The sequence below is a fragment of the uncultured Intestinimonas sp. genome (genome assembly GCF_944387245.1).
Taxonomy (GTDB): domain Bacteria; phylum Bacillota; class Clostridia; order Oscillospirales; family Oscillospiraceae; genus Intestinimonas.
The window spans coordinates 1-5,667 of the sequence record NZ_CALXEE010000104.1 but is presented as its reverse complement, the minus strand read 5'-3'; the positions used below and the strand labels follow the sequence as shown (position 1 = coordinate 5,667).

Annotated in this window: 3 protein-coding genes; 2 read left to right on the top strand and 1 reads right to left on the bottom strand. The window is 65.0% G+C overall.

Translation table 11 applies throughout. From position 1 onward, the window contains the following. Nucleotides 1-62: 62 nt before the first annotated feature. Nucleotides 63-1,196, bottom strand: coding sequence for a sn-glycerol-3-phosphate ABC transporter ATP-binding protein UgpC (ugpC, locus tag Q0K15_RS10355; RefSeq protein ID WP_294515774.1), 1,134 nt, complete (start codon nt 1,194-1,196; stop codon nt 63-65). A 518-nt stretch (nt 1,197-1,714) separates the two neighbouring features. Between ugpC and Q0K15_RS10350 the strand changes: the two genes are divergently transcribed. Together Q0K15_RS10350 and Q0K15_RS10345 are read left to right on the top strand one after the other, a co-directional pair. After that, nucleotides 1,715-3,898 (top strand): alpha-galactosidase, encoded by a 2,184-nt coding sequence (locus Q0K15_RS10350; protein WP_294515773.1) that lies wholly within the window; start codon nt 1,715-1,717, stop codon nt 3,896-3,898. 15 nt (nt 3,899-3,913) lie between these two features. Beyond that, nucleotides 3,914-5,611: an alpha-glucosidase gene (locus tag Q0K15_RS10345; protein ID WP_294515772.1), complete on the top strand. Its 1,698-nt coding sequence runs from the start codon at nt 3,914-3,916 to the stop codon at nt 5,609-5,611. The last annotated feature ends 56 nt before the right edge of the window (nt 5,612-5,667 follow it).

Below are 5,667 nucleotides of genomic sequence, written 5' to 3'. Positions count from 1 at the left end.
ACTTTTTCGACAGGCTGAAGCGGCCGGAGCATAGCTCCGGCCGCTTTTTTGATCTGTACAGGTCAGTCCGCCAGCAGGTTCTTCTCAGTGGCGGGGTCGAAGAGGTGGATGAGGTGGCTGTGGAAGGTGAAGTTCAGCTTGGTGCCGTAGGGCACGCCGGAGCGGTAGGTCTCCGGCAGGTCGCCGGTCTGCACCCGCATGACCAGATTCTGCTGCTCGGCGCCCTCCCCCACGGTGCCGTGGAGGTAAAACTCGCTGCCCATGAGCTCGGACACCTCCACTGTGCAGGTGATGGCGGCCTCGGGGTCGGCCTGGAGGGAGATATGCTCCGGGCGCACGCCCAGAATCACGTCGGCGCTCTCCCGGCCCTTCGCGGCCAGTCCGGCGGCCATGGCGGCGGGCACGGGGATGACCGCCCCCATACACCGGATCATATAGCCCTCGCCGCTCTTCTCCAACCGGGCCCGGAAGAAGTTCATCTGGGGGGTGCCGATGAAGCCGGCCACAAAGAGGTTCACCGGCCGCTCAAAGACCTGCTGGGGGGTACCGATCTGCTGGACCAGGCCGTCCTTCATGATGACGATGCGGTCGCCCAGGGTCATGGCCTCGGTCTGGTCGTGGGTGACGTAGATAAAGGTGGTATTGATCCGCTGGCGCAGTTTGATGATCTCGGCCCGCATCTGGTTGCGCAGCTTGGCGTCCAGGTTGGAGAGGGGCTCGTCCATCAGCAGCACCTTGGGCTCCCGGACGATGGCACGGCCGATGGCCACCCGCTGGCGCTGGCCGCCGGAGAGGGCCTTGGGCTTGCGGTCCAGGTACTGGGTGATGTCCAGGATCTCGGCGGCCTGATTCACCCGGCGGGCGATCTCATCCTTGGGCATTTTCCGCAACTTCAGGGGGAAGGCCATGTTCTCCCGCACCGTCATATGGGGATAGAGGGCGTAGCTCTGAAACACCATGGCAATGTCCCGGTCCTTGGGCTCCACATCGTTGACCAGCTTGCCGTCGATGCGCAGCTCCCCCTTGCTGATGTCCTCCAGGCCGGCCACCATCCGCAGGGTGGTGGATTTGCCGCAGCCGGAGGGGCCCACCAGAACGATGAACTCCTTGTCGGCGATCTCCAGGTTGAAGTCGCTGACCGCGGTCACGTTCCCATCGTAGATCTTGTAGATGTGCTGCAGGCTCACAGTCGCCATATCCCTTGGCCGTGACCTCCGCGCCTCCGCGCAAAGGCCTCCCCGTCCGGGAGCGGAACCCTGACGGGTTTACGGCAGGTCTCCACACTGCCGCACCGCCGGCCGGCGGTTTTTCTCCTCCTTTTCTGGGTCCCGCAGGGCTATGGTAATGGAGTAGCCCAGGGGGCCCGTACTTTGGACCCGTCCCGGCCGCCGCCCCCTCCAACAGGTGCCCCAGCACAGCCTCACGGATCATCTTGCCTATGATTTTAACAACACTTTCACGGAATAATCAAGAGAAAGCTGACGTTTCCGAACTTTTTTGTAGGATTGATGAAACCGATTACATTTTTTTGTGGATTATCGCTAAAATCTTTTTCGCGTCGAAGAGAACACTCCGTCAGAATTTTAAAAATTCCCCCTATTTTATCGAAAATCAGGCTGGAAAAACCGGTTCCATATGATACAATAAGTCTGACTCCCGCCGGGCAGATTCCCGGCGGCCGCCACCCCATTCTATGTCAGAAGGATGATGCTCCATGATCGGCTTTGACGCTTCCCAGCGCACCATCACCTTGAGCACCCGCACCACCAGCTACCAGATGAAGGTCGACAGCACCGGGGTGCTGTTGCACACCTACTACGGCCCCCGGCTGCGGAGGGGCGATCTCTCCCGGCTCATCTGCCCTGAGGACCGGGGCTTCTCCCCCAACCCCGACGAGGTGGGCCTGGACCGCACCTGGTCCCTGGACACCCAGCCCCAGGAGTACTCCTCCAGCGGCGTGGGGGATTTCCGTCTGCCCTCCCTGGAGGTTGACCTGGCCGACGGCAGCCACACGGCAGATTTCCGCTATGTCCGCCATACCATCACGGAGGGCAAGTACGCCCTGGAGGGCCTGCCCGCCTTCTACGGAGAAGGCGTCGCCGCCCAGACACTCACCGTGGAGCTCCACGACCAGTGCAGCGGCCTGACGTTGGAGCTGCTCTACGGCGTACTGGAGGAGTACGACATGATCACCCGGTCCGTCCGGGTCCGCAACGACGGCGCCGCCCCCGTCCGCCTCACCCGGGTGGCCTCCGCCTGCCTGGACTTCCCGGTGGGAGAGCGCGACTTCATCACCCTGGGCGGCGCCTACGCCCGGGAGCGGGAGCCGGTGCGCGCTGCCCTCACCCAGGGGGTCCACTCCGCCGGCAGCGTCCGGGGCTCTTCCAGCCACCAGCAGAACCCCTTCCTGGTCCTCTGCGACCGGGATACCACCGAGGACGCCGGCCGCTGCTGGGCCATGGCTCTGGTCTACTCGGGCAACTTCCTGGCCAGCGTGGAGCACACCCAGTTCCATGAGACCCGCATGACCCTGGGCATCCACCCCTTCCACTTCGCCTGGCGTCTGGAGCCCGGGGAGACCTTCACCGCCCCCGAGGCGGCCATGGTGTTCTCCGCCCGGGGCCTGGGCCACATGAGCCGTCTCTTCCACCGGGCCATCCGCCTCAACCTGTGCCGGGGTCCCTGGAAGGACCAGCGGCGGCCCATTCTCATCAACAACTGGGAGGCCACCCTCTTCCACTTCGACGCCGACAAGATCTTCTCCATCGCCCAGGCCGCCAGCCGGGTGGGGGTGGAGATGATGGTCATGGACGACGGCTGGTTCGGTGAGCGCAACGACGACTTCGGCGGCCTGGGGGACTGGAACGTCAACCAGAAGAAGCTCCCCGGCGGCCTGGCCCCTCTGGCAGAGCGCATCAACGGCCTGGGCATGAAGTTCGGCCTCTGGGTGGAGCCCGAGATGGTCAATGAGAACTCCGACCTCTACCGCTCCCACCCCGACTGGGCCTTCCAGGTCCCCGGTCGGCCCCTCACCCGGGGCCGGTACCAGCTGGTGCTGGACCTGACCCGGCCCGAGGTGAAGCAGTACGTGCTGGACAACCTGCGCTCCACCCTGAAGAGCGCCCCCATCGCCTACGTCAAGTGGGACATGAACCGCAGCCTCACCGACGTGTGGAGCGCCGGTCTGCCCGCCCTGCGCCAGGGTGAGGTATACCACCGCTTCGTGCTGGCGGTATACGAGATTTTGGAGACCCTCCACCGGGAGTTCCCCGACCTGCTCATCGAGGGGTGCAGCGGCGGCGGCGGCCGGTTCGACTGCGGCATGCTCTACTACACCCCCCAGATCTGGTGCTCCGACAACACCGACGCCATGGACCGGCTGCGCATCCAGTACGGCACCTCCTTCTGCTATCCCTGCTGCGCCATGGGGGCCCACGTGGCCGCCGTGCCCAACGGCCTCACCCACCGCTCCACCCCCTTCCACACCCGAGGGGTGGTGGCCGCCGCCGGCACCTTCGGCTATGAGCTGGACCTCAACGAGCTCACGGCGGAGGAGCTGGACCAGGTGCGGGACCAGATCGCCGCCTTCCGCACCGACTGGGAGCTGGTTATGCGGGGGGACTACTACCGGCTCAGCGACCCCTTCCGGGCTGAGGAATCCTTCTGCGCCTGGATGCACGTCGCCCCCGACCAGAGCCGGGCCCTGGTGGGTCTGGTCCAGACCCAGCGCCACGCCAACCCCATCCGCCCTCTGCTGCGGCTCAAGGGGTTGGACCCGGACCGGGACTACCGTGTGAACGGCCAGGTCTACGGCGGCGACGAGCTCATGTACGCCGGTCTGGCCCTGCCCTTCCTGGACGAGTGCGAGGCAGTCCAATACCACATCGAGGCCGTATAAAGGGAGGAGCGCCACATGGAAAAGGCATGGTGGAAGGAGAGCGTCATCTACCAGATCTACCCCCGCAGCTTCTGCGACTCCAACGGCGACGGCATCGGCGACCTGCCCGGCATCACCGGCAGGCTGGACTACCTCAAAGAGCTGGGGGTCAACGTGCTCTGGCTCTCGCCGGTGTACCGCTCCCCCAACGACGACAATGGCTACGACATCAGCGACTACCAGGCCATCATGGACGAGTTCGGCACCATGGCCGACTTCGACGAGCTCCTGGCCCAGGCCCATGCGCGGGGGCTGAAGATCGTCATGGACCTGGTGGTCAACCACACCTCCGACGAGCACCCCTGGTTTGTGGAGAGCCGCCGGTCGAAAGACAGCCCCAAGCGGGACTTTTATATCTGGCGGGAGGGGAAGGACGGGAAGGAGCCCAACAACTGGGGCTCCTCCTTCTCCGGCCCCGCCTGGACCTTTGACGGGGCCACGGGGATGTACTACCTCCACTGCTTCTCCCCCAAGCAGCCCGACCTCAACTGGGACAACCCCCAGGTCCGGCAGGCGGTCTTTGATATGATGACCTGGTGGTGTGAGAAGGGCATCGACGGCTTCCGCATGGACGTCATCTCCATGATCTCCAAGCGGGAGGGCCTGCCCGACGTGCCCACCGGCGGCGCCCCCTACGGACCCTGCAACCTGGGCTGCTGCAACGGTCCCCACGTCCACGAGTACCTTCAGGAGATGCGCCAAAAGGTGCTCTCCCGCTACGACCTCCTCACCGTGGGAGAGTGCGCCGGGGTGACCATCGATCAGGCCAAGCAGTATGCCAACGCCCAGGGCACCGAGCTCAACATGGTCTTTCAGTTCGAGCACGTGGACCTGGACGGCGGCGACCCCGCCGTGGGCAAGTGGAGCACCCGGAAGATGGACCTGGTAGCCCTGAAAAAGCTCCTCTCCCGGTGGCAGGACGAGCTGGATGAGGTGGCCTGGAACAGCCTCTATTTCTGCAACCACGACCAGCCCCGCATCGTCTCCCGGCTGGGAGACGACTCTCCCCGATACCGGGAGATTTCGGCCAAGTGCATCGCCACCTGCCTCCACATGATGCAGGGCACCCCCTACGTCTACCAGGGAGAGGAGCTGGGCATGACCAACGCCCCCTTCGGCTCCCTGGAGGACTACCGGGACCTGGAGTCCATCAACGCCTGGCACGACCTCTCCGCCCGGGGCGTCCTGCCGGAGGAGGAGCTGAGGGCCGCCATCGCCTACAAGAGCCGGGACAACGCCCGCACCCCCTTCCAGTGGGACGACTCCCCCAACGCCGGCTTCACCACCGGCACCCCCTGGATCATGGTCAACCCCAACTATGTGTCCATCAACGCCAAGGAGCAGCTGTGCCGGGCGGACTCGGTGTTCCACTACTATCAGAAGCTCATTGCCCTGCGCCGCCGCTCGCCCGACCGCGACCTCATCGTCTACGGTAAATACCATCTGATTCTGCCGGAGGACCCCCAGCTCTTCGCCTACACCCGCACCCTGGGGGACAAGACCCTGCTTACCGTGTGCAACCTCTCCGGCGCCCCGGCGGACTTCACGCCCCCGGCGGAGCTGACAGGGAAAGCCGCCCGCCTCCTCATCGCCAACTGGGACAGCGCGCCCGCCGCCCCCACGGCCATGACCTTCCAGCCCTGGCAGGCCGCCGTGTGGGCGCTGGAGGGCTGAGCGCCCCCCTTTTTAAATGGAAAGCGGCCCGAGATCATCAGGATCTCGGGCCGCTT